Genomic DNA, 21,727 nt, shown 5'->3' on the forward strand with positions numbered 1-21,727 from the left:
AAAGCGCCGAGAAACCCGGCGCTTTTTTTGTGGTGATATGAGGTCTAACTGAGGTCAGGCGCGACCGACTTGCGGGGTCGCCGCAACCGGGTGCCCGGTATAGGTGCGGTCATCCACCCGGATCACTACCGTACCATCCGCATTCTGGCTGACCATCAAACCCTGCACCGAAATGCAACTGCCGATTGAGATTGTGCGCAACATTCCTAACCTTCTCCCCCACAGGAATTTAATTAAGTTTCACTCAACATGCTCGATTTTGAAATAGATAATTTAAAGAAACGGAAACAGAAGCCGCAGAAAAGTCACAATTGTCACGGCGGCTCTTACAGCCAGTCGCGCAAAATCGGGATCAGGGGCAGGTCAGCAGGCGGCATCGGGTAGTCACGCAGCCTGTCAGGCGCAACCCAGGCGAGAACCTGACCCTCCCGCGCCACCGGAATGCCATCCCATTTGCGGCAGGCGAAAAGTGGCATCAACAGGTGGAAATCATCATAGCTGTGGCTGGCGAAGGTCAGCGGCGCAAGGCAGCTTTTCCAGGTATCGATGCCGATTTCTTCTTTCAGTTCGCGGATCAGGCAGGCCTCCGGGGTTTCACCCGGTTCGACCTTGCCACCGGGAAACTCCCACAGACCGGCGAGGCTTTTGCCTGGCGGGCGCTGTGCGAGAAGAATGCGGCCATCAGCATCAATCAGTGCGACGGCGGAAACGAGCAGGGTTTTCATATGGCTCTCAGTCTGGCCGGAGCCGGGGGCGCTGCCCCCGGCGACTGTCGGTTGGTTGAACCGGTGGCGCAAAAAATGTTCGCACCCCCGGGGTATTTACGGACAGAAAACTGTCAGGAACGATAGTCGGCGTTGATCGCGACATAGCGGTCGGTCAGATCGCAGGTCCAGACCGTGCGCCTTGCGCGGCCCATGCCAAGGCCGACATCGATCACCAGCTCCTGGCCCTTCATATAGCTGGCGCCGGCATCTTCGCTGTAGCCCGGTGATTTCCAGCCTTTTTCCGCCACAAGGATATCTCCGAAACGGATGGTAAGCCGGTCACGCTCGGCCTGGGCGCCCGATTTACCGACCGCCATCACGATGCGGCCCCAGTTAGGATCCTCGCCGGCGACCGCAGTTTTCACCAGCGGCGAATTTGCGATGGCGAAGGCCACCTTTGCCGCATCCGCATCAGTCGCGGCGCCCGAGACCCGCACCTCGATCAGCTTGGTCGCGCCCTCGCCGTCGCGCACGACCTGAAGCGCGAGATCCTGCATCACCTGGGCCAGCGCGGCATCGAATGCCTTAAGCACTGCACCTTTCAGCGGTGCGGCCTCTGACTGGCCGGTTGCGGCGACCAGCAGCGTGTCAGACGTCGAGGTGTCACTGTCGACGGTGATCGAGTTGAAACTGTCATCGACATGGCGCGAGACCAGTTTCTGCAGGCCCGCCTGGCTGATCTTTGCATCGGTGAAAATATAGACCAGCATCGTCGCCATATCGGGCGCGATCATGCCCGAGCCCTTGGCGATGCCGGCGATATGGATCGGGCCACCTTCGCCTTCGATCGTCGCGGTGGCGCCTTTGGGGAAGGTGTCGGTGGTCATGATCGCCTGAGCGGCGCCTTCAATCGCGGCCTCGGTCAGACCCTCGGTGAGATCACCGATCACGGCGGTGATCTTCTCCGCCGGCAGCGGCTCGCCGATCACGCCGGTCGAGGAAGAGAACACGCGCGTGGCCGGGATGCCGAGCGCTTTCGCGACAGCCCCCGTCACATCCGCCACCGCCTTATCGCCGATCTTGCCGGTGAAAGCGTTGGAATTGCCCGAGTTCACGATGATCGCCGCACCGTTGCCGGGCGCCGCCTTCAGAGCCAGTTTCGCCTCGCAATCCCGCACACAGCCCGAACGGGTGGTCGAACGGGTGAAGGCCCCGGCCATCACCGTGCCCGGGGCAAGCCGCACGAGCATCACATCCTTGCGGTTGCGATATTTGATCCCGGCCCCGATCGAGGCAAATTCTGCCCCCCGGATCACAGGCAGTGCCGGGAAACTGGCCGGAGCCAGCGGCGACACCGGATGCGCGGCCTTATGGACCACCGCCGCGACCTCGTTCAGCGCGCCCGAGGCCGCGCCGGAGACCGCTTCGGTCACGCGGTCTTTCAGCTTGCGCACCTTCTTCTTCAGGTTCTTCGCTTCGGCTTTCCAGTCAGTCTTTGCCATTCTATCCCCCGCCGCTCAATCAATCAGAGCGTTATTCTTCAAAAGAGCCGGATCGATGCCCTCACCCGGCTTTGTGATTGTCGCCGCGCCTGTCAGCTCGGTGATCTTCGCCGCGATTGCACGTTCCTCGACTTCGCCCGCGAGCACATCGCGCACCTCGTCCAGCGTCGGAGCCGGGCGGTCGCGGCTTTTATGAACCAGGATCAGGTGCCAGCCGAAATCGCTCTGCACCGGATCGGTCACTTTGCCTTGGGTCGCAGCCGCCACCCCATCCGCGAAGGGCTTCACCATGCGGTCCAGCGTGAACCAGCCCAGTTCGCCCCCCTGCTCTCCCGACCCCGGATCATTCGATGCTTCCTTCGCGAGGGCCGCGAAATCCGCGCCGCCATCCAGTTCGGCCTTCAGCTCCTTCGCCTCGGTCTCGGTCTCAACCAGAATATGCGCCGCACTGTATTCCTTTTGTGGCACGTAATCAGCGTATTTCTCATCCCAGGCCTTTTGCAGGGCTGCATCGGTCACCGCTGCACTGGCCACATCCGAAATCACAATACCCGAGAAATAGCCGCGCTCGGTATTGACGATCACCGCCTTGTCGCGCGGACTTTTCTGGCTATGAGCCTGGGCCAGGGCCTCCTGCTGGATCAGCTGTTCCAGAATGCCGTTGAAGAGAACGTCATCGGCGAGGCTCAGATACTGGTCGGGCAGGCTTTCCCGCAGGGCGATCATCTGGCCGAGGGTGATCTCGGTTCCGTTCACGGTTGCAACCACGGTCGCAGCGGTTTCCCCCTCTGCCAGGGCCGGCCCGTTCGCAAGCCCGGTCGCGAGCCCGGCGAAAGCAGCGGCCACCCAGAAAACGGCAGCCCCCAGACGCTTTTCTATGGCCATTTCAGCTTCTCCCGATCTGCCGCAGAGCCTGCGAACGTTGACTATGATCCTTGCAGCCCTTACATCGCGACAGTCGCGTGATCGGGGCGCAAATACGGACCTACCCGGCTTTTCTATGGAAGGCGTTAAGGGCGGGCAAGTCACAGCCTCACGAGATCACGCAGGAACGACCGCACGGAGAGATCATGCTGGGTCTGGGAACGCTCGCGAAAAAGGTCTTTGGCACCGCCAATGACCGCAAGGTCAAGGCCACTCGGTCGCTGGTCTCCAAAATCAACGCGCTCGAGCCGGAATTTGCCGCGCTGAGCGATGAGGGCCTTGTCGCGAAGACCCGGGACTTTCAAAAGCGTGTGCAGGAAGGTGGCGAGAGCCTCGACGATATCCTGCCCGAAGCTTTCGCGAATTGCCGCGAAGGGGCGAAACGTTCGCTGGGGCTGCGCGCCTTTGATGTGCAGCTGATGGGCGGGATCTTCCTGCATCAGGGCAATATCGCCGAGATGCGGACCGGCGAAGGCAAGACGCTCGTCGCGGCTTTTCCGGCCTATCTCAACGCCCTGACTGGCAAGGGCGTGCATGTCGTGACCGTCAACGACTATCTCGCGAAGCGCGATGCTGACACAATCGGCAAGGTTCATGCCAAACTCGGCCTGACGACCGGCGTGATCTACCCCTGGCAGCCCGACCCGGAAAAGCGCGCCGCCTATGCCGCCGATGTCACCTATGCGACCAATAACGAGCTCGGCTTCGACTACCTTCGCGACAATATGAAGGGCTCGATTGAAGAGATGATGCAGCGCGGCCATAATTTCGCGATTGTGGACGAGGTCGACTCGATCCTGATCGACGAAGCCCGCACGCCGCTGATCATCTCGGGGCCGAGCCAGGACCGCAGCGACCTTTATCTCTCGGTCGACCGACTGATCCCTTCGCTGGTCGAAGAGGATTTCACCCTCGACGAAAAAGCCCGCAACGTCACCTATACCGAAGCCGGCAACGACCATATCGAAGAGCTTTTGCGTGAAGCGGGCGTGCTGCCGGAAGGCCAGCACCTTTTCGCACCGGAATCGACCTCGATCGTTCACCATATGAACCAGGCGCTGCGCGCTCATAAGATGTTCCACCGCGACCAGCAGTATATTGTCCGTGACGATGAAATCGTACTGATCGACGAGTTCACCGGCCGCATGATGAAGGGCCGCCGGTTGTCGGACGGCCTGCATCAGTCCATCGAGGCGAAAGAGGGCGTGACGATCCAGCCCGAAAACGTGACGCTCGCCTCGGTGACCTTCCAAAATTACTTCCGCCTTTACAACAAGCTGGCCGGCATGACCGGCACTGCCGCGACCGAGGCGGAAGAGTTCATGCAGATCTACGGGCTGGGTGTGGTCGAAGTGCCCACCAACCGCCCCGTGGCGCGCAAGGACGAACACGATCAGGTCTACCGCACCGCCCGCGAGAAATTCCAGGGCATCGTCGAGACCATCCGCGAGGCGCATGAGATCGGTCAGCCGCTGTTGGTCGGCACCACCTCGATCGAGAAATCCGAAGAGCTTTCGGCCATGCTGAAAGCTGAAGGCATCGCGCATAACGTGCTGAACGCCCGCCAGCATGAGCAGGAGGCGAAGATTGTCGCCGATGCCGGCCGTCTGGGTGCGGTGACCATTGCGACCAATATGGCCGGACGCGGCACCGATATTCAGCTCGGCGGCAATGTCGAGATGAAGGTGATCGAAGAGCTTGACGCCAATCCGGATGCAGATCCGGTGGCGCTGCGCGCCCGGATCGAGGCGGAACATGCCGATGAAAAGGCGAAGGTGCTCGACGCCGGCGGGCTTTTCGTGCTTGCCACCGAACGCCATGAATCGCGCCGTATCGACAATCAGCTGCGCGGACGGTCGGGCCGTCAGGGTGACCCGGGGCGGTCCTCGTTCTTCCTGTCGCTGGAAGATGACCTGATGCGGATCTTCGGGTCCGAACGGCTCGACAAGATCCTCTCGACGCTGGGGATGAAGGAAGGCGAGGCGATTGTTCACCCCTGGGTCAACAAATCGCTGGAAAAGGCCCAGGCGAAAGTCGAAGGTCGCAATTTTGACGTGCGCAAGTCGCTCTTGCGGTTTGACGATGTGATGAATGACCAGCGCAAGGCCGTGTTCAGCCAGCGCCAGGACATCCTCAGGGCTGAACATGTCTCGGAAATTGCCGAGGATATGCGCCACCATGTGATCGACGACATGGTCGATGAATTCATGCCGCCGAAAACCTATCCCGACGCCTGGAACCTTGAGGGCCTGCGCGAGGCCGGCCGCCAGCGGCTGAACATGGATATGCCCATCGAGACATGGGCCGCCGAAGAGGGTGTCGATCAGGCCGCGATGGCCGAGCGCATCATCGAACACTCCGACCGCTATATGGCTGAAAAGCTTGAAGCTTTTGGCTCCACAACCATGGTGCAGATCGAAAAGCAGGTGCTTTTGCAGGCCATCGACGGCAAATGGCGCGATCATCTTCTGCGGCTGGAACACCTGCGGTCGGTGATCCATTTCCGCCAATATGCGCAGCGCGATCCGCTGAACGAATACAAGACCGAGGCGTTCCAGCTGTTCGAGACCATGCTTGGCAGCCTGCGTCTGCAGGTGACGGAACAGCTGTCGCGCATCCGCCCGCTCTCGAAAGAAGAGCAGGATGCGATGATGGCGCAATTGCTGGCGCAGCAACAGGCCGCCGCCGGGATCGAGGTCGGGCCGGCCGCTGCGCCTGCAGACCCCGCGCCCGCCGAACCCGCGCCGGCAGCCCCGCTTGCGTCAGGCTTTGACGAATCGGACCCTGCCAGCTGGGGCAATCCTGGCCGCAATGATCCCTGCCCCTGCGGATCGGGCGAGAAATTCAAACATTGCCACGGCAAGCTGGTCTGAAAATCCGGAAAAAATGACATAAAAGGGGCGGCATTAACCGCCCCTTTTCAATTCGGTGGTTCCCTTATGGGAAACATTCCACAGGCTCGCCACGGGATTGCCGCGATCTCTCGCGATATTGGCACCAATGCGGGCGATTCCGGGTATGCTGACTATGGGTACGAAACGCACTATTTTGCGCGTGACGGTGGTTCTCTTCCTTGCTCTGGGGGCGGGGCATCTTGTGCAGACGATGCATAAGAACCAGCCCGGGCAGGTGGCAAAGTCTGGTTCACTCGGTGGGCTGCAACAGGTTGTCGCCGGGGCAGAGCACCGGATCCGTCCGAAATCCGGGGATGACGCGCGCTCTGCCGTGACAGTCATCCATCCCCCGCAGATCCAGGATGAGCCCGTGGCCGCCCCTGCCCGACCTGTGCGCAGCGATGATCAGTCCGCACTGACCGGTGGCACTGACAGATTTGCAAATGTTGCGCTGCCGAGGCCTCTGGCCGCCATCACAGATCCTGGCGTCTGAGCATCACACCGCTGTGCCTGGCTCAGCTGAGGCCGGTTCCCTCCATTAAGGTGTTGAAGAATCCGGCATCGCAGCAGAAAATGGCGGTGGTGAATTAATCCCGGTGGGAAAAGATGCTAACGCGGCCAGGCGCGGCGATTTTCTTCGCTGTGCTGTCTTTCCTGTCTCACTCGCCTGTCGTGCAGCCCGCCCAGGCGCAGGATATCACGCTGATCTCGCGTGAGGGGAGTATCGTCCTGCCCGGCAGCCTTCAGGGCTATGACGGCGAGTTTTACCGGATCGAAACCGCCTGGGGGCTGCTGACCGTCGATGGCCAGGGCGTGATCTGCGAGGGACCCGCCTGTCCGGATCTGACCACCCCTCATGCCGATATCCGCGTGGTCGGCGCCCCGGATGCCGGGGCAAGGCTGTTGCCCGGCCTTTTCAGCAGCTTTGCCGCCGTGCGCGGATTGGCCTTTCGCGAAGTGGCACCGCAGAATGGTGCCTCCTGGGCGGCGCAAATCTACAAGGCACAGGATGAAACCGTCCTTGCCGATGTCTCTTTCTCGCCAATGCTGCCCGGCCAGGCCCAGGCGGCGCTGGCAAGTGGTGCCGCGGAAATGGAACTCTCCGCTTCGCCCTCGCGTGCTTCGGGAGCGCGCCCGATAGCGCTGGACGCCCTGGTGCCGGTTATGGCCCCGGGCAATCCGACGCCGAAGATCTCGACCGTAAATCTGGCGAAAGTTCTCGCCGGTCAGCTGAAGAACTGGCGCGATCTCGGCGGGCCGGACATGCCGATCGTCCTGCACGCGCTGGAGCCCGATACCGACATGACGCGCGCCCTGTCGGAACGCCTCGGCGCGCCGATAAAGGCCGATATAGTTCACCCCGATATGAAGAGCCTCGCCGAGGCGGTGGCGAAAGACCCTTGGGCCCTGGCAATCACCGGCCGTGCCGAGATGGCCCCCGCGATTCCCGCCCCGCTAGTCGACAGCTGCGGCTTTCCACTGCTGCCGCTGCCGATTTCTGTCAAAGCCGAGGACTATCCCCTGGCTTTGCCACAATTCCTGATCCCCGCCCCGCGTCGCATTCCGGTCTTCGCGCGCGAGTTCCTGGAGTTCACCGCCACCCCCCGCGCGGGCCATGTCGTATCCGCGGCCGGCTTTATCGACCGCTCGGTCGAAGCCGCGCCGATGACCCAGGACGGTCTGCGGCTGATCAATGCGATCCTCGGCGCCGGCGATGATGTGACGCTTGGCGATCTGAAACGGCTCGCCGAAGTGATGAACGGCGCTGACCGGCTGTCGCTGACCTTCCGCTTTGAAGAAAACACCTCCATTCTGGATGCGACCAGCCAGGAGAACCTGGCCCAGCTGGCGCGGATGATCGCGTCCGAGAGCTTCCCCTCCAAGACGCTGATTCTTGCCGGCTTTTCTGACGGCAAGGGCGAAGCAAGTGCCAATAAGGCGCTTTCGGCGGAACGCGCCGAACGGGTGGCCCAGGATCTGGCGGATCTCGCACCGGATCTGCGGGCGGATCAGATACCGGTGACCGAGGGCTTTGGCGAGGCGCTGCCGATGGCCTGCGATGAGACCGTCATTGGCCGCCGGCTGAACCGCCGTGTCGAATTGTGGATCGTGCCGAATTTTACGCCTGAACCGCTCTGATCAGAGATAGCCCTGCGAGCGGAAGCTCATTTCCCTTCCCTTGCCGATAACCAGATGGTCGTGAAGCGTGATGTTCAGCGCACGGCAGGCATCCTGAACCCGAAGTGTCATGGTGACATCGCAATCCGAAGGCGTCGGGTCGCCCGACGGGTGGTTGTGGACCAGGATCAGCGCCGAAGCGTTCAGTTCCAGCGCCCGTTTCACAACCTCGCGCGGATAGACCGGGACGTGATCGACAGTGCCCCGCGCCTGTTCCTCATCTGCGATCAGCACATTCTTGCGGTCGAGAAACAGGATGCGGAACTGTTCGGTCTCTCGATGCGCCATCACCGTATGACAATAATCCAGCAGCGCATCCCAGGAGGAAAGCACTGGCTGGTTGATCACCCGCGCCCGCATCATCCTCTGCGCCGCCGCGCCGACGATATGCAGCTCCAGCGCCACTGCCTCGCCAACGCCCTTCACCTGCATCAGCCGGACCAGCGGCGCCGTGACCACGCGGTTGAAATCGCCAAAGGTCTCGAGCAGCAGACGCGCCAACGGCTTTACATCCTGCCGGGGGATCGCCCGGAACAACAGCAGTTCCAAAAGCTCGTAATCGGGCATCGCCACCGCCCCGCCTTCGAGAAAACGGGTGCGTAACCTTCGGCGGTGGTCCTGGATATAGCTGGGAAGCCGTCCACCAGGCGCAGTTGCCACCGGCGTGGCAAGGGCCTCATCCCCGAAAGGGAGGAAGGGCGGCAGGGGTGATTCTGCGAAGGAATGATGCTGTGCCATGACAGCAGATTGCGGCCCAGCGGTTTAGAAAGACTTAACAACACAGTTAACCACGGAAATATCCACAACCTCATTGCAGGCAGCAAAAAGGCCGGCCCCGCCTGCGGAACCGGCCCTATATCATCAGGACTGAACGGCTCAGCCCTTCATCCCATCCCAGAAGCCTTTGACTTTCGAGAAGAAATTTGACCCCTCCGGGTTATTTTCTTCTGAGAGCTTCTCGAATTCGGTCAGCAGCTCTTTCTGGCGCGACGTCAGATTGACCGGCGTTTCGACCCGCAGCTCGATCACCATATCGCCAACCCCGCCGCCGCGCAGCGCCGGCATCCCCTTGCCCCTGAGCCGCATCTGTTTCCCGGATTGCGCTCCGGCGGGGACCTTCACGCGGCTGCGTCCGCCGTCGATGGTCGGCACTTCGACCTCGCCGCCAAGGGCGGCGCGAGCCATGGAAATCGGCACCGGGAAGAAAAGATGCACGCTGTCGCGCTGGAAGAGTGCGTGCTCTTTCACCTCGATAAAGATGTAAAGATCGCCGGAAGGTCCGCCGCGCAGCCCCGCCTCGCCCTCACCGGCGAGCCGGATGCGGGTGCCGGTCTCGACACCGGCCGGGATATTCACCGACAACTGGCGGTCTTTTTCAAGCCGCCCTGCCCCGTGGCAGTTTTTGCAGGGGTTCTTAATGATCTGACCGGTGCCCGAGCAGTTCGGACAGGTGCGCTCGACGGTAAAAAAGCCCTGCTGCGCCCGCACTTTGCCCATGCCCGAACAGGTCGGGCAGGTCTGCGGCTCGGCGCCGCCTTCTGCGCCCGACCCGTGACAAATATCGCATTGCACCGAGCCCGGCACCGAGATCGTCTTATGGACGCCCTTCCAGGCTTCCTCCAGCGACACCCGCAGGTTATAGCGCAGGTCGGATCCGCGCTGCGCCCGTTGCCGGCCACCACCGCCGCCGCCGCCCTGGCCTCGCCCGCCCATAAAGTCGCCAAAGAGATCCTCGAACACATCCGAGAACGCGCTCGCGAAATCGCCCTGCTGGTTAAAGCCGCCGCGCTGGCCACCGCCACCCATGCCGCCCTCGAACGCCGCGTGACCAAAGCGGTCATAAGCGGCCTTCTTCTCGGCATCCTTCAGAACGTCATAGGCCTCGTTCGCTTCTTTGAACTGAGCCTCGGCCTCTGGATTGTCAGAGTTGCGGTCGGGATGAAGCTCTTTCGCCTTCTGGCGATAGGCTTTCTTCAACTCATCAGCGCTGGCCCCGCGGGATACCCCGAGAACCTCGTAGTAGTCGCGTTTTGCCATAGCAAAAGCCCTCTCCTGACCGGCGAAGGGCGACCCATTGGGCCGCCCCCGTTTCCGGTCAAATCGGAATTACTTCCGCTTGTTGTCGCCAAGATCCTCGAAGTCGGCATCGACGATGGTGTCGTCATCGACCGGACGCGCCGCGTCGCCATCATCGTCGCTGGCCTCGCCGGCCTGCGCCTTGTAGATCGCTTCGCCAAGCCGCATTGCCGCCTCGGTGAGGTTCTGGATCCCCGATTTGATCTTGCCGGGATCTTCGCCTTTCAGCGCCTCTTCCAGCGGGACCATGGCGAATTCAATCGCCTCAACCGTCGACGGATCGACTTTCTCGCCGTGTTCCTTCAGCGATTTCTTCGTGGAATCGAGCAGACTCTCGCCCTGGTTCTTCGCCTCGACCAGCTCACGCCGTGCCTTATCGGCATCGGCATTGGCCTCGGCGTCGCGGACCATTTTCTCGATATCCTCATCCGAGAGACCGCCCGAGGCCTGGATGGTGATCTTATGCTCGCGATTGGTGCCCTTGTCTTTCGCCGACACCGACACGATGCCGTTGGCATCGATGTCGAAGGTCACTTCGATCTGCGGCACACCGCGCGGCGCGGGCGGGATCTGTTCCAGGTTGAACTGGCCGAGGATCTTGTTATCCGCCGCCATTTCGCGCTCGCCCTGGAAGACGCGGATCGTCACAGCCGACTGGTTGTCCTCGGCGGTCGAGAAGACCTGCGATTTCTTGGTCGGGATCGTGGTATTGCGGTCGATCAGGCGGGTGAAGACACCGCCCAGCGTCTCGATGCCCAGCGAAAGCGGGGTCACGTCGAGCAGAACCACGTCTTTCACGTCGCCCTGCAACACGCCGGCCTGAACGGCTGCGCCCATCGCCACGACTTCGTCCGGGTTCACGCCTTTATGCGGCTCTTTGCCGAAGAACTTGGTGACCTCTTCGATCACGCGCGGCATCCGGGTCATACCGCCGACCAGAACCACCTCGTCGATATCGTCCTTCGACAGGCCCGCATCTTTCAGCGCGGCCGCACAGGGCTTCATCGACTTGACGATCAGGTCGCCAACCAGGTTTTCCAGCTTCGCACGGGTCAGCTTGACCACAAGGTGGAGCGGCTGGCCCGTGTTCTTGTCCATCGAGATGAACGGCTGGTTGATCTCGGTCTGGCTTGCGCTGGACAGTTCGATCTTGGCCTTTTCAGCCGCTTCTTTCAGACGCTGCAGCGCCATTTTATCCAGCGTCAGATCGACGCCGTTGTCCTTTTTGAACTCATCGGCCAGATACTGGACGATGCGCATGTCGAAATCTTCGCCACCGAGGAAAGTGTCGCCATTGGTCGATTTGACCTCGAACAGGCCGTCATCGATTTCCAGAATGGTGATGTCGAAGGTACCGCCGCCAAGGTCATAGACCGCGATGGTCTTGGTCTCTTTCTTATCGAGACCATAAGCCAGCGCAGCTGCGGTCGGCTCGTTGATGATGCGCAGCACTTCGAGACCCGCGATCTTGCCGGCGTCTTTGGTGGCCTGACGCTGAGCGTCGTTGAAATAGGCGGGAACCGTGATCACGGCCTGGGTGACGGTTTCACCCAGATAGGATTCAGCGGTTTCCTTCATCTTTTGCAGGATGAAAGCAGAAATCTGCGAGGGCGAATATTTCTCGCCGCGCACCTCGACCCAGGCGTCGCCATTGCCCGAATCGACAATATCATAGGAGACGAGCTTCTTGTCTTTTTCGACTTCGGCATCGCCGATGCGGCGGCCGATCAGACGCTTCACCGCGAAAACGGTGTTCGAGGCATTGGTCACAGCCTGGCGCTTGGCGGCCTGGCCGACCAGACGCTCGGTCTCGGTGAAGCCGACGATGGACGGGGTGGTACGGGCGCCTTCCGCGTTTTCGATGACGCGCGGTTGCGAGCCATCCATGATGGCGACGCAGGAGTTGGTGGTGCCGAGGTCGATACCGATGACTTTGGCCATATTTGTATCCCTTTCTTCAGGCGATCTCCCCTGTCGCTGCCCGGAAACTTCGGCACAGGATCAGGGTTATGGATTGGAACGGGTGACGCATCACCCTTTGACTGGCCGTATATAGGCAGGGGCAATTCCGCCTGCAACGGGACATGGGCGGAGTCTGCGGCGATTTTTCACGATCCTGTGCCTGATCTGCACGCAATCGGGCGCCTCACAGGGCAAGGCTCAGCGCGCGTCAAGGGTGCAGCAGCCCTGGAAGGCCCGCGCCTCGCCCTTCGTCTGGCGCGCGACAAACGCTTCGAAGCCGTAAACCCGGTCGGACATGCCGTCAGAACAGGTGCCGCGCGTTACAGTCAGGCTGAAGATCTCGGCCGCCCCGCCTGCGGTTTTTCCGGCAAGGGTCACGAACCAGACCATATCCCCCGAAGGTGTGGCGAAGCGGGGTTCGGACAGATCCAGCGCCGACAGCACCGCGAGGGGTTGCGGCCTCGCCTCCGGTGCGGCCCATGCGCCGCTTTGCGTGCCGGTCCCGGCGCCACTGTTCAGGCTCCAGAACGGTTCCGTTCCGTGACAGAGGAAGGGGCGCGGAGTCGCGCGGGTCGCCACCGGCAGCGGGCGCAGATAGCGCATCGCAACCCAGCCATTGCCCTCAGCGGTGCCAACCTGACCCCATTTACCGCTTTCGCTCAGCCGGATCACTTCGACCCCTTCGGTGCCTGGCGCGATGGTGCCAAGGATCGCCGCCCCCGCCTCAGGCGCGGCCCGGATGTTCAGCACATCATCAGCGGCCACGCCCTCAACAGAATAGAGCGCGGGCAGGGTCTCGGCCCGCAAAACCGCGCCCGCAGACAGAGCGATAATGGCCAGGGCGGCAGCGGCGAGACCCGTGAGAAAGCGTCGGATCACCGGCGTTTCCCCCAGCTTGCCGAAGCATATTTGCGGGTGAAGAACTGGCCCATCAGCCCGATCATCAGACAGATCATCACCGCCCAGATCGGATATTCAATATTGGTGTAGCGCGGCTGATAATTCAGGAAAATATCGCCACGCGCCTGGTCAATCGTGTGATAGAGCGGGTTCCAGTCGAACTTGCTGCGCAGCCAGGACGAGGCCTGATTGGCCACGAACATCTTGCCCGAAGCGATCATATTCGCACGCTGATAGATCGTCGACAGAATGCCCACCAGATCCGGTTGCCAGGGCTTTGCAGCGTAGAAGATCAGCCCGATCGCCGCGCCCGAGGCCCAGGACAGGATGAACATTCCCATAGTGCCGATCGGGTCGAAGATTGTGATCGGCCGCATCACCGCATGATAGACGAACAGGATGACCCCGGCGGCGAATGTCTGCTTATACAGCGCCGCCAGCGCGGCTGAGACCACCGCGATGATCGGGTTCATCGGCGCATGCATCATCATCGCCGAAGCCGGGCTGTCCGCCGCCGCCACGGCGCCAAGCGCCTTCACATGGGTCAGGAACATGAAGACGCCCGACATCACGTAAAGGATGAAATCGCCGCGCAGCGCCAGCCGCCGCATCCCCAGCAGATCGAACATCACCACAAACAGCACCAGCACCAGCACCGCCTGCAGCACATTCATCACCAAAGCGACCACCGCATTGGAATGCGAGCCGCGCAGCTGGCGCACGGTGGCGTGGTAGATCACCTCGATAAGTTCGAAGCCGGTCCGCATATGCGAGATCCGTTGCGCCTCTGGTCGGAACATGGATGGTGCCCTTGCTGCCTCTGGCCGTCGCGCCGTGCTTCGCTACCGAACCGCGGGCAGCGCCCCCTGCGGTCGGCCGACTATCCCCTGGAAAAGCGTCTGAAACGGGGCAGTTCCTGGAAATCTCGCAGCGATTGCTTGCCGATCCCTTCCTGCGCGAGGATAAAGGGCTGCAAACCCTGTGGCAACAGGCGCCATTTCGCGCCCCATCAGACCCGACCGGAGCATTTAATGGACTTTGACCGCCTCGTCACCGTCATCCGCCGCCTCGCGCTCGAGGCCGGCGACCGGATCATGGAAGTCTATAACGGCCCGGATTTCGAGGTTAAGGCCAAGGGCGATTCGAGCCCGGTGACCGAGGCCGACGAGGCCGCCGATGCACTGATCTCGGCCGGGCTGCGCGCGGAGTTTCCGGACCTGGTGCTGATCACCGAGGAACAGGCCGCAAGCCATGCCCTGACCGCCTCGACCTTCCTGATCGTCGATCCGCTGGACGGGACCAAGGAATTCGTGCAGCGCCGCGGGGATTTCACCGTCAATATCGCCTATGTAGAAAATGGCGTGCCGCGCCATGGTGTCGTCTATGCGCCTGCAAAGGAACGGCTTTTCTATACCCTGGCCGATGGCACCGCCGTCGAGGAGGCCGGCCCCTTCAACAAAGACCTGGCCGGCGCACTGACGCCGCTGCGGGTCAATGCGGCGCCGGATAACGGCGCGCTGATGGTCGTGGCCTCGAAATCACACCGCGATGCAGCAACGGATGCTTACATCGGTCACTATGCGGTCAGGGATTCGAAAAGCGCAGGCTCCAGCCTGAAATTCTGCCTGGTCGCGACCGGTGAGGCCGATCTCTATCCGCGTCTGGGCCGTACCATGGAATGGGACACTGCCGCAGGAGATGCCGTATTGCGCGGGGCCGGCGGCGAGGTGCTGCATTTCGACAGCCACATGCCCCTGACCTACGGCAAACCCGGCTGGGACAATCCTTTCTTCATTGCCCGCGCGCCCGCAGTCTCACTTAAGGATCCGGGCTGAACCCCATTGGCTAAGGTTTGCCCAATTCAACCTGAGGCAGAATTCGCCTCACGCTTTCGCGCTGTACTTTAGCAGAATCTCGCCTAGAAACACGTTGGCGCCAAATTCAGGACAAATTGTTCTGGGAAGAGCTCAAATTGAGGTGCACATGCTGCGCCGGAATAAACACGAGTGCGATCATGAAGCCCCAAAAAGTCACTAAAGCCGTCTTCCCTGTCGCTGGCCTCGGTACCCGTTTCCTTCCTGCCACCAAGTCGGTGCCCAAAGAGATCATGACCCTCGTCGACCGCCCGCTGATCCAATATGCGATCGACGAAGCGCGGGCTGCAGGGATTACCGAGTTCATTTTCGTGACCTCGCGCGGAAAATCCGCGCTTGAGGATTATTTCGACCGCGCCCCCGAGCTTGAAAGCGAGCTGAACCGCAAGGGCAAGACCGAGCTGCTGAAGGTGCTGGAAGACACCAATATGGATTCCGGCGCCATCGCCTATGTTCGCCAGAACCGCCCGCTTGGCCTTGGTCACGCCGTCTGGTGTGCCCGCCGCCTGATCGGGGATGAGCCTTTCGCCGTGCTTCTGCCCGATGACGTGATCGCGGCAGAGCAATCCTGCCTCGCGCAGATGGTCGAGGCCTATCAGGAAACCGGCGGCAATATGGTTGCGGCGATGGAAGTCCCGCCGGAGAAAGCATCGTCCTATGGCATGCTCGATATTGCCGAGGACCGGGGCTCTATCGTGCGTGCAAAGGGGATGGTCGAGAAACCGAAGGCCGAGGATGCACCTTCGAACCTCGCAGTGATCGGACGTTACATCCTTGACCCGAAAGTGCTGCACAACCTGCATGAAACCAAGCTTGGCACCGGCGGCGAGATCCAGCTGACCGATGCCATCGCGGAAGAGGCAGGCTGGGGCGGCACCGGGGTTTACGGCTACCGCTTCCGGGGTATGCGCTATGACTGCGGCTCGAAAGCGGGCTTCCTGCAGGCAACCGTGGCTTTCGGCATGTCGCGCCCCGACCTGCGCGATGAGTTCACCGCCTATCTCAATGACATGATGGCGCAGCTGAAGGCGGCTGAGTAACCGCATGATGGCGGGCGCAGCCCCCCGCCTGACATATGCGTTCGGCGAATTGCCGGCCGCTGAAGACAGCCGCCAGAGCCTGATCGTGGCCTGGCGGTTGCGCAACCGGCGCCGCATGTTGCTGGCGCGGGCGCTGCGCAAAAGGCGCGAACTCACCCGGCTGACCGATCGCACCGGAGCGATCCGGAAAGGCGCCATCCTCTGTGCGATGGTGGTCAGGAACGAGGCGGCGCGGCTGCCCTGGTTTCTGGCACATCACCGCCGGCTCGGCGTGGATCATTTCCTGATCATAGACAATGCCAGCACGGATGGCAGCGAAGCCCTGCTGCGCGACCAGCCGGATGTCTCGCTCTGGTCCACCGCCGGCTCTTATCGCAAATCGCGCTTTGGGCTGGACTGGCTGAACTGGGTGCTGATGCGGCACGGGAATGGCCATTGGTGCCTCGTGCTCGATGCCGATGAACTGCTGGTCTACCCCTGGCACGAGACCCGGCCTCTGCCCGCGCTGACCGCCTGGCTCGAAGGCAAGGGCCACCGGTCGATGCCCGCCATGATGCTGGATCTCTACCCCGAAGACCGGTTGGGAGAGCGGCCCTATACCCCCGGCACCGACCCGCTTGATCTGTTGCAATGGTTTGATTCCGGCAATTACAGCCTCCAGGTGCAACAGCCGCTGCGCAATCTCTGGATCCAGGGGGGCCCCGCGCGCGGGCATTTTTCGCCGATGATCCCCGCCGTGCGCCAACCCTGAACAAGATACCGCTGGTGAAATGGTCCTGGCGCTATGCCTGGAACAACTCGACCCATTCACTGCTGCCGGCGCCGCTTAACCATGTCTTCGACGAGACCGGAGGCGAGATGACCTCGGGCGTTTTGCTCCACACCAAATTCCTGCCTGAAATCATTGAAAAATCCGGTGAGGAGAAAGAGCGCCGCCAGCATTTCGCCGATCCCACCCGCTTTGGCAGCTATTATGACGGGCTGATCGCCGCGCCACTGCTGAAGACCGCGCAATCACGCCGCTATACCGGCTGGCGGCAGCTGGAGGCACTTGGCCTCATGTCACGGGGGGGCTGGGTATGAGCCACCGCCCGCGGCTATCTTTCAGCCTGGTGAAATGTTTACTTTGTGACGGCATTTCTCTAGCTATCAACACAGCAATTTCCATAATGGAAACAATGCCAGAAGACAAAAGCAAGGCTATGGTGCCGGTTCATGTGAAACGCAGCCCGGGCCGTCAAGCTGCGGGACGAATACAGGCCCGACGCCCGGCGTTCGGGGGCAGCACTTCCGGCTGCGACCGGAGGCCCGCATGAGCCTGACCGGATCCTACCGTCTGCGCCTGCGCCGCAAGCGGCTCATCGGCCGCGCGATGTTGCGGAGCCGCGAGCTGCGCCCGATTGCGCTGCGCACCGATACGATCCGCAGCGGCGCCGTCCTGCTTTTTTGCACGCTGAGAAACGAACGGATTCGCCTGCCCTGGTTTCTGAGCTACTACCGCGATCTCGGCGTAAGCCATTTCTTTTTCGTGGATAATGACAGCGACGATGGCAGCCGCGACTATCTCGCGAGCCAGCCGGATGTCTCGCTCTGGTCCACGAAGGCAAGCTATAAGAACAGCCGTTTCGGCATGGACTGGATCACCGCGCTGCTGCGGCGCTACGGTCATGGCCACTGGTGTCTGACCGTCGATGTCGATGAATTCCTGATTTACCCGTTTTGCGAGACGCGCCCCCTGCGCGCGCTGACCGACTGGCTCGACACCAGCGGCATCCGTGCCTTTTCGGCAATGCTGCTGGATATGTATCCCAAAGGCCCGGTCCAGGATCAGCCCTACCGCGAGGGCCAGAACCCTTTCGAGATCGCGGAATGGTTCGATTCCGGCAATTATACGATCAGCCGCAACTGGGGCTATGGCAATCTCTGGATCCAGGGCGGGCCAAGGGCGCGCACCTTCTTTGCCACCAATCCGCGCGCCGCACCAGCGCTGAACAAGGTGCCGCTGGTGCGCTGGCACAAAAGCTATGCCTATATCAGTTCGACCCATATGCTGCTGCCGCGCGGGCTGAACCTCGCCTTTGACGAATGGGGGGGCGAAAAGGCCTCAGGTTGCCTTCTTCATGCCAAGTTCCTGGATACATTTGCAGCCAAGGCGCAGGAAGAAATGGCGCGCGGTGAACATTATGCCGACAGTCGTGAATACAAGGCCTATCTGGAGGGGCTGAAGCAACAGCCCGATTTCTGGTGCAAATGGAGCGAGAAATACATCAACTGGCGCCAGCTGGAGATTCTGGGCCTCATGTCCAAGGGGAACTGGGCATGAGTACCGGGAAGAGCAGCCCGGGGCAGAACAGTCTGGGCTTCGTTATGCTCTGCCATACCGCGCTGCATCGCGCGGCACAGGTGGCGCGCTACTGGGCCGAACGCGGCTGCCCGGTGGTGATCCATGTCGACCGCTCGACCGCGGATGCCAAATTCGACTTCCTGTGCGATGCGCTTAAGGATCTGCAAAACATCCGCTTTTCGCCGCGCCATATCTGCGAATGGGGCACCTGGGGAATTGTGGCCGCCACCCAGGAAGCAAGCGAGCTGATGCTGAAGGATTTCCCCGAGGTGCGCCATGTCTGCCTTGTCTCGGGATCCTGCCTGCCGCTGCGCCCGATCGAGGAATTTCGCGACTATCTCGACGCCCGGCCGCGCACCGATTTCATCGAAAGCGTTACCACCGCGGATGTCGGCTGGACGGTCGGCGGGCTGAATGCCGAACGGTTCACGCTGCGCTTCCCGTTTTCCTGGCGCAAGAACCGCTGGCTTTTTGACACTTATGTCGAGCTGCAGCGCCGGCTGAAAGTACGGCGCAGAATGCCGCTGAACCTTGTGCCGCATCTGGGCAGCCAATGGTGGTGCCTGACCCGCCAGACGCTTTCGGCGATCCTGGAAAGCCCCGACCGCGCCAGCTATGACACCTATTTCCGCCGCGTCTGGATTCCGGATGAAAGCTATTTCCAGTCGCTGGTGCGGCTGTTTTCCACCAGCGTCGAAAGCCGCTCTCTGACCCTGTCGAAGTTCGATTTCCAGGGCAAACCGCATGTTTTCTACGATGATCACCTGCAGCTCCTGCGCCGCTCGGATTGCTTTATCGCGCGCAAGATCTGGCCGCGGGCGAACCGGCTCTATAACACCTTCCTGCATCCCGACGCCGCCAGCCAGCCCCGCGCCGAGCCCAATCCCGGCAAAATCGACCGGCTTTTCGCCAAAGCGGTCGAACGCCGTACCATGGGCCGCGCCGGGCTTTACATGCAGTCACGCTTCCCCAATCGTGAACAGTCAAACGGCCGCACCGCCGCCGCCTATTCGGTGTTTGAGGGCTTTTCCGAACTGTTCGAGGATTTCGACACCTGGCTTTCCCGGGTCTCGGGCACCAGGGTCCATGGCCATCTCTTCGCCCCGGAAGGTGTCGAATTCGCCGGCGGTGAGGTGATCTATAACGGCTCGCTGAGCAATTCCGCGCGGCTGCGCGACTACAACCCGCGCAGTTTTCTGACCAGCCTGATCTGGAACACCAGGGGCGAACGGCAATGCTTCCAGTTCAGCCCGCGTGACAGCCAGAAGATCATCCCTTTTATCGCCGGCGATCCCCATGCGCAGATTTCAGTCGTCTCCGGCGCGTTCTCGGTTCCCCTGTTCCACTCCAACCTGAATTTCAGCGAGATCAGGGCCGAAGCGGCCCGGCTTCAGCGCATCGAGGCCGAAATGCTGACTCTGTTGCGCGCCCCCGATGTGAAGGCGCGCGTCAGGGTCTGGAACCTCGCGGAATTCGTCGAGAACCCGATGGAACCGCTGCAAATGATTGTTGACGAAATCAGCCCGCGTTCGCTCAGGCGCCTGACCGAGGTGCCACGCCTCAGGGATCTGACCGGCTTTGGCCGGTTCCTGCAAAACCTGCGCAACCAGGGGATGAAGCCCGAACTGATGGGCGATTTCCCCGCCGGCGGCGAGATCCCCGGCCCCGGCAACCGCCGCCCGCGCCCCTATCTGGTGAAGTGACCCCCAATGTCTGACACAGCCGCGGCGGGGCCGCGCTTTACCTCATTCGTCATGCTGGCTGAGATGCGGACCGGCTCGAATTTCCTCGAAGCCAATCTGAACGCACTCGAGGGCGTCACCTGCCTCGGCGAGATGTTCAACCCGCGCTTCATCGGCGGCTCAAAGCGGCAAGAGGGCTTTGGCTATGATATGGAGGCGCGCGAGAAGGATCCGCTGGGCCTGTTGCGTGCCATGCGTGACCAGACCCCGGGCCTTTCGGGCTTTCGCTATTTCCACGATCACGACCAGCGCATCCTGCCCGCCGTGATGGAAGATCCGGCCTGCGCCAAGATCATCCTGACCCGTAACCCGCTGGAAAGCTACATTTCCTGGCAGATTGCCCGCGCGACCGAGCAATGGCGGCTGACCAATGTGAAGAACCTGAAAACCGCCCGGGCTGAATTTGAGCCCGCCGGGTTTGAGGCCCATCTGGAAAATGTGCAGGAGTTCCAGATCCGGCTGATGCACAGGCTGCAGGTCTCGGGCCAGACCGCCTTTTATATCGATTATGAGGATATTCAGGATCTCGATGTCCTGAACGGGCTTGCGGCCTGGCTGGGCGTCAGCGCCCGGCTTGAGGCGGTTGACGCATCGCTGGTCAAGCAAAATCCCGGCGCGATTTCCGACAAGGTGACCAATCCGCAGGTGATGGAAGAGGCGCTGTCGCGGCTGGACCGTTTCAACCTCGCACGGACGCCGAATTTCGAACCCCGCCGCAGCGCCGCCGTGCCGTCTTTCATCGCCTCAGACCAGGGCCGCCTGCTCTATATGCCGGTCAAGGGCGGGCCGGTGGCCGAAGTGACGGCCTGGCTTGCAGCACTTGGCGATGTGAGGGGCGAATTCACCCGCAAATCGCTGCGCGACTGGGAAATGTCGCATCCCGGCAATCTGAGCTTTACCGTGCTGCGCCATCCGCTCTTGCGCGCCCATACCGCCTTTCTCCACCTGATCGTCTCGGGCCGCCTGAAAGAGCACCGCAATGCGCTGATCCGCGCCCATCGCGCCGAACTGCCGCCCAAAGGCCAGGATTTCGCCGATACTGACAGCCACCGCGCGGCCTTCCTGGCGTTTCTGCGTTATGCAAAACTCTCGCTGAGCGGCCAGACCAGCCAGCGCGTCGATCCGCACTGGGCGAGCCAGACCGCTATTTTGCAGGGCTTTGCCGGGCTGCGCAGCCCCGATCTGGTGATCCGCGAAACGCGGCTGAGCAGCGGGTTTACGCATCTCGGCGCGGAACTCGGCTTCAAACCGCCGCCCCTGACCATAGACCCCGAACCCGCCCGCGCACTTGAAAGCATCTGGTGCGAAGAGCTGGAGACCGCCGCACAAGAGGCCTGGAGCCGGGACTATACCGCATTTGGTTTCGACCGCTGGAAGATCTGACGCATCCGCATCTGGTTGCGGGAGATGCCTCCGGCGGGGATATTCAGAGACAGATGAAATCGGCTTTTCATCTGTCCTTAAATATCCCGGGGGAGCCTCCGAAGGAGGCGGGGGCAGCGCCCCCGGCAACGCCGGCCAAAAAAGATTGCCGCAGTTGACCGGGACGGGGTGGAGGATTAGTTCCATCTGGCATCCGTGTGA

18 protein-coding genes and 1 pseudogene are annotated in these 21,727 nt (G+C 61.6%); 10 read left to right on the plus strand and 9 right to left on the minus strand.

The annotated features are described in order from the left end of the window. Window positions 1-54: 54 nt before the first annotated feature. From QNO18_RS01595 to QNO18_RS01610, 4 genes are all read right to left on the minus strand, one after another. Window positions 55-204, minus strand: a complete 150-nt coding sequence (locus tag QNO18_RS01595) for a hypothetical protein (RefSeq protein WP_283176261.1) — start codon at window positions 202-204, stop codon at window positions 55-57. A 122-nt stretch (window positions 205-326) separates the two neighbouring features. Beyond that, complete coding sequence (locus QNO18_RS01600; protein WP_092899649.1) at window positions 327-725, minus strand: (deoxy)nucleoside triphosphate pyrophosphohydrolase; 399 nt, start codon at window positions 723-725, stop codon at window positions 327-329. Between the two features lie 113 nt (window positions 726-838). Beyond that, complete coding sequence (gene argJ, locus QNO18_RS01605) at window positions 839-2,209, minus strand: bifunctional glutamate N-acetyltransferase/amino-acid acetyltransferase ArgJ (RefSeq protein WP_283176262.1); 1,371 nt, start codon at window positions 2,207-2,209, stop codon at window positions 839-841. Window positions 2,210-2,224: 15 nt separating this feature from the next. Further along, window positions 2,225-3,094: a peptidylprolyl isomerase gene (locus tag QNO18_RS01610; RefSeq protein ID WP_283176263.1), complete on the minus strand. Its 870-nt coding sequence runs from the start codon at window positions 3,092-3,094 to the stop codon at window positions 2,225-2,227. 185 nt (window positions 3,095-3,279) lie between these two features. Between QNO18_RS01610 and secA the strand changes: the two genes are divergently transcribed. The 3 genes from secA to QNO18_RS01625 all read left to right on the plus strand — a co-directional run bounded on the left by secA (window position 3,280) and on the right by QNO18_RS01625 (window position 8,166). Beyond that, window positions 3,280-6,006 (plus strand): preprotein translocase subunit SecA, encoded by a 2,727-nt coding sequence (gene secA / locus QNO18_RS01615; protein ID WP_283176264.1) that lies wholly within the window; start codon window positions 3,280-3,282, stop codon window positions 6,004-6,006. Window positions 6,007-6,160: 154 nt separating this feature from the next. After that, entirely contained in the window at window positions 6,161-6,520 is a 360-nt protein-coding gene (locus QNO18_RS01620) for a hypothetical protein (protein WP_283176265.1), read from the plus strand. A gap of 113 nt (window positions 6,521-6,633) precedes the next feature. Then, window positions 6,634-8,166: a phosphate ABC transporter substrate-binding/OmpA family protein gene (locus QNO18_RS01625; protein WP_283176266.1), complete on the plus strand. Its 1,533-nt coding sequence runs from the start codon at window positions 6,634-6,636 to the stop codon at window positions 8,164-8,166. Here QNO18_RS01625 and radC read toward each other — a convergent pair whose 3' ends face one another. From radC to QNO18_RS01650, 5 genes and pseudogenes are all read right to left on the minus strand, one after another. Next, window positions 8,167-8,943, minus strand: a complete 777-nt coding sequence (gene radC, locus QNO18_RS01630) for a DNA repair protein RadC (RefSeq protein ID WP_283176267.1) — start codon at window positions 8,941-8,943, stop codon at window positions 8,167-8,169. Window positions 8,944-9,081: 138 nt separating this feature from the next. Further along, window positions 9,082-10,242 carry a molecular chaperone DnaJ gene (gene dnaJ, locus QNO18_RS01635; protein WP_283176268.1) on the minus strand — a complete coding sequence of 387 codons (1,161 nt, stop codon included), beginning with the start codon at window positions 10,240-10,242 and terminating at the stop codon, window positions 9,082-9,084. Window positions 10,243-10,311: 69 nt separating this feature from the next. After that, window positions 10,312-12,228 (minus strand): annotated as a pseudogene (dnaK, locus tag QNO18_RS01640) (molecular chaperone DnaK); the annotation flags it as partial. Window positions 12,229-12,441: 213 nt separating this feature from the next. Further along, a complete protein-coding gene (locus tag QNO18_RS01645; RefSeq protein ID WP_283176269.1) occupies window positions 12,442-13,122 on the minus strand; it encodes an SH3 domain-containing protein in 681 nt (226 codons plus the stop codon). Further along, complete coding sequence (locus QNO18_RS01650; RefSeq protein WP_349293823.1) at window positions 13,119-13,910, minus strand: ABC transporter permease; 792 nt, start codon at window positions 13,908-13,910, stop codon at window positions 13,119-13,121. Before QNO18_RS01650 ends, QNO18_RS01645 begins: the two co-directional genes overlap by 4 nt. Window positions 13,911-14,174: 264 nt before the next feature. Here QNO18_RS01650 and cysQ point away from each other — a divergent pair, with 264 nt between their 5' ends. The 7 genes from cysQ (at window position 14,175) to QNO18_RS01680 (ending at window position 21,526) form a co-directional block, all read left to right on the plus strand. Further along, window positions 14,175-14,978: a 3'(2'),5'-bisphosphate nucleotidase CysQ gene (gene cysQ / locus QNO18_RS01655; protein WP_283176271.1), complete on the plus strand. Its 804-nt coding sequence runs from the start codon at window positions 14,175-14,177 to the stop codon at window positions 14,976-14,978. 179 nt (window positions 14,979-15,157) lie between these two features. Continuing rightward, window positions 15,158-16,057, plus strand: a complete 900-nt coding sequence (gene galU, locus QNO18_RS01660; protein ID WP_283176272.1) for a UTP--glucose-1-phosphate uridylyltransferase GalU — start codon at window positions 15,158-15,160, stop codon at window positions 16,055-16,057. A 4-nt stretch (window positions 16,058-16,061) separates the two neighbouring features. Next, window positions 16,062-16,808, plus strand: coding sequence for a glycosyltransferase family 2 protein (locus QNO18_RS25570; RefSeq protein ID WP_349293824.1), 747 nt, complete (start codon window positions 16,062-16,064; stop codon window positions 16,806-16,808). A gap of 14 nt (window positions 16,809-16,822) precedes the next feature. Then, a complete protein-coding gene (locus QNO18_RS25575) occupies window positions 16,823-17,140 on the plus strand; it encodes a hypothetical protein (protein ID WP_349293825.1) in 318 nt (105 codons plus the stop codon). Between the two features lie 229 nt (window positions 17,141-17,369). Further along, complete coding sequence (locus QNO18_RS01670; RefSeq protein WP_283176273.1) at window positions 17,370-18,380, plus strand: glycosyltransferase family 2 protein; 1,011 nt, start codon at window positions 17,370-17,372, stop codon at window positions 18,378-18,380. Continuing rightward, the gene (locus QNO18_RS01675; protein ID WP_283176274.1) at window positions 18,377-20,104 is read left to right on the plus strand and encodes a beta-1,6-N-acetylglucosaminyltransferase; all 1,728 of its coding nucleotides are present in this window, start codon (window positions 18,377-18,379) and stop codon (window positions 20,102-20,104) included. Before QNO18_RS01670 ends, QNO18_RS01675 begins: the two co-directional genes overlap by 4 nt. Before the next feature lie 6 nt (window positions 20,105-20,110). Beyond that, window positions 20,111-21,526 carry a nodulation protein NodH gene (locus QNO18_RS01680; protein WP_283176275.1) on the plus strand — a complete coding sequence of 472 codons (1,416 nt, stop codon included), beginning with the start codon at window positions 20,111-20,113 and terminating at the stop codon, window positions 21,524-21,526. Window positions 21,527-21,727 lie beyond the last annotated feature (201 nt).

This window comes from Gemmobacter sp. 24YEA27 (genome assembly GCF_030052995.1).
Taxonomy (GTDB): domain Bacteria; phylum Pseudomonadota; class Alphaproteobacteria; order Rhodobacterales; family Rhodobacteraceae; genus Pseudogemmobacter.

Coding starts and splice junctions, on each gene's coding strand:
- QNO18_RS01595 (WP_283176261.1), bottom strand. CDS start 204: ATGTTGCGCACAATCTCAATCGGCAGTTGCATTTCGGTGCAGGGTTTG.
- QNO18_RS01600 (WP_092899649.1), bottom strand. CDS start 725: ATGAAAACCCTGCTCGTTTCCGCCGTCGCACTGATTGATGCTGATGGC.
- argJ (WP_283176262.1), bottom strand. CDS start 2,209: ATGGCAAAGACTGACTGGAAAGCCGAAGCGAAGAACCTGAAGAAGAAG.
- QNO18_RS01610 (WP_283176263.1), bottom strand. CDS start 3,094: ATGGCCATAGAAAAGCGTCTGGGGGCTGCCGTTTTCTGGGTGGCCGCT.
- secA (WP_283176264.1), top strand. CDS start 3,280: ATGCTGGGTCTGGGAACGCTCGCGAAAAAGGTCTTTGGCACCGCCAAT.
- QNO18_RS01620 (WP_283176265.1), top strand. CDS start 6,161: ATGGGTACGAAACGCACTATTTTGCGCGTGACGGTGGTTCTCTTCCTT.
- QNO18_RS01625 (WP_283176266.1), top strand. CDS start 6,634: ATGCTAACGCGGCCAGGCGCGGCGATTTTCTTCGCTGTGCTGTCTTTC.
- radC (WP_283176267.1), bottom strand. CDS start 8,943: ATGGCACAGCATCATTCCTTCGCAGAATCACCCCTGCCGCCCTTCCTC.
- dnaJ (WP_283176268.1), bottom strand. CDS start 10,242: ATGGCAAAACGCGACTACTACGAGGTTCTCGGGGTATCCCGCGGGGCC.
- QNO18_RS01650 (WP_349293823.1), bottom strand. CDS start 13,910: ATGCGGACCGGCTTCGAACTTATCGAGGTGATCTACCACGCCACCGTG.
- cysQ (WP_283176271.1), top strand. CDS start 14,175: ATGGACTTTGACCGCCTCGTCACCGTCATCCGCCGCCTCGCGCTCGAG.
- galU (WP_283176272.1), top strand. CDS start 15,158: ATGAAGCCCCAAAAAGTCACTAAAGCCGTCTTCCCTGTCGCTGGCCTC.
- QNO18_RS25570 (WP_349293824.1), top strand. CDS start 16,062: ATGATGGCGGGCGCAGCCCCCCGCCTGACATATGCGTTCGGCGAATTG.
- QNO18_RS01670 (WP_283176273.1), top strand. CDS start 17,370: ATGAGCCTGACCGGATCCTACCGTCTGCGCCTGCGCCGCAAGCGGCTC.
- QNO18_RS01675 (WP_283176274.1), top strand. CDS start 18,377: ATGAGTACCGGGAAGAGCAGCCCGGGGCAGAACAGTCTGGGCTTCGTT.
- QNO18_RS01680 (WP_283176275.1), top strand. CDS start 20,111: ATGTCTGACACAGCCGCGGCGGGGCCGCGCTTTACCTCATTCGTCATG.